At 72.2% G+C, this 1,826-nt stretch carries 1 protein-coding gene; it reads right to left on the bottom strand.

From position 1 onward, the window contains the following. On the bottom strand, window positions 1–1,826 hold a 1,826-nt coding region (locus tag D7W79_RS41705; protein ID WP_120530718.1), incomplete at both ends, for a PAS domain-containing sensor histidine kinase.

Below are 1,826 nucleotides of genomic sequence, written 5' to 3'. Positions count from 1 at the left end.
ATGTGGAGGCCCAGCCCCAGCCCCCCGTAGTGGCGTGACGACACCGCGCGCTCGAAGGCCCGGAAGATGCGCGCGTGCCGCTCCGCCGGGATGCCGATGCCCTGGTCCCGGACCTCCAGCCGGGCCATCAGGGCGTCTCCGTCGACGCGGATCTCAATGGGCCTTCCCTCGCCGTACTTGATGGCGTTCGAGAGCAGGTTGGTGACGATCTGATCCAGCCGCGACCGGTCCCACACGCCCGGCACCGGCGTGTCGGCGTGGACCAGGAGGCGGGTTCCTGACGTGGCCAGCTCGGGTGCGAAGCGCGCCGCGACGTCCCGGACCAGCGCGGCGAGGTCCACCTCCTCGAACTCCAGCTCCAGCCGTCCGGCATGGATGCGGGAGACGTCCAGCAGCGTGTTGACGAGCTTCGCCATCCGCTTCGCCTGACGCTCGATGACCTCCAGCGCGTGGGTCACGCTCTCCACCGGCGAGGTCCGGAGCGCGCCCGTCCGGGCCAGGCGCATCAGGCCCTGCACCGACAGCTGGAGGGACGTGACCGGAGTCTTCAGCTCATGGGAGGCGATGGAGAGGAACTCATCCCGGAGGCCGATCGCCAGCTGGGCCTGCTGATAGAGGCGGGCGTTGTCCAATGCCATCGCCGCGCGGCGGGCCAGCTCCTGGGCGAGCTCGAAGTCGGCCGGGCCATACCGGCCATCCCCCTCCAGGCGCGCGAGGGTGAGCGCGCCGAGCGCGTGCTCCCGCGCGAGCAGCGGCACCGAGATCCACGACTGGAACTCGACGACTTCGGCCAGCTCCCGTCCGGCCCGGATGCACCCCAGGGCCATGGAGGCGTCCCCATCCGGGAAGAACTCCGGTACGCCGACGCGGAGCACCCGTCCCGGGCCATGCGAGGCCTCCAGGTCGGGCAGCGCGCAGTGCATCCGCGCAAGCGAGGTGGCCCGCAGCGCTTCGGAGCGGGCCTCGGTGATCCGCTGGGGGGAGTGCCCCCCGTCCAGGAGATCCACCGCGCACCAGTCCGCGAACCGCCGGACGGTCAGCGCGGCCACGCTGCGCAGGGCGTCCTCCGGGGACAGCGAGCCGGTGAGCAGCCCGGAGGCTTCCGCCAGGAGCGCGGACCTTCGCTCCTGCTCCTCGGCCCGGGCCCGCGCCTGCTGCTCCCGCTGGAAGGTCTGGTCGCGCTCCTGCTCGGTCCGGCGGTGCTCGGTGATGTCGATGCCGGTGCCGATGACGAACTCGACCTCCCCCGACTCGGCCCGCAGGACGTTGCTGGACCAGGAGATGAGGCGACGCTCGCCCCTGCGGGTCAGCCAGTGCCCCTCGTACTGCTCGTGCCCCCGCCCGGCCGCGAGCACGGCGAAGTTCTGCCTCACCCGCTCCGTGTCCTCCGGCGGTTGGAGCCGCGCCCAGAAATGCGCGCCGCGCAGCTCCTCGAAGGAGTAGCCCGACACCTCCTGGCATGCCCGGTTGAAGCGGACGATCCGCCCTTCCGTATCCAGGACGATGACCAGGGCGCGGGCCGTGTCCAGGACCGTCGAGCTGAAGTCCCGCTCGTGCTGGAGCGCGCGCTCGCTGTCCAGGGTCCGCGCGAAGAGCCGCCGGTGGATGAGCGCGATGCGGAGCACGCCGCAGAGCCGGTCCATCATGCCCCGGTATTGCCGGGGCAGCCGCGGCTCGCGATCGAAGTACAGCAGCAGCACGTTGGAAGGGGGCCCCGCGCCAGGCCCGGCATCCTCGATGGGCACGGACCAGCGCACGAGGCCTGGCGAGGCCAGCTCCGGATAGGGCAGGTCGGGCTCGGGGGAGCCCGGCTCCCGGGGGTGGAG

The organism is Corallococcus exercitus (assembly GCF_003611585.1).
GTDB lineage: Bacteria > Myxococcota > Myxococcia > Myxococcales > Myxococcaceae > Corallococcus > Corallococcus exercitus.
Note: the sequence above shows the minus strand (reverse complement) of the source record. Positions and strands in the feature narration are given on the sequence as shown.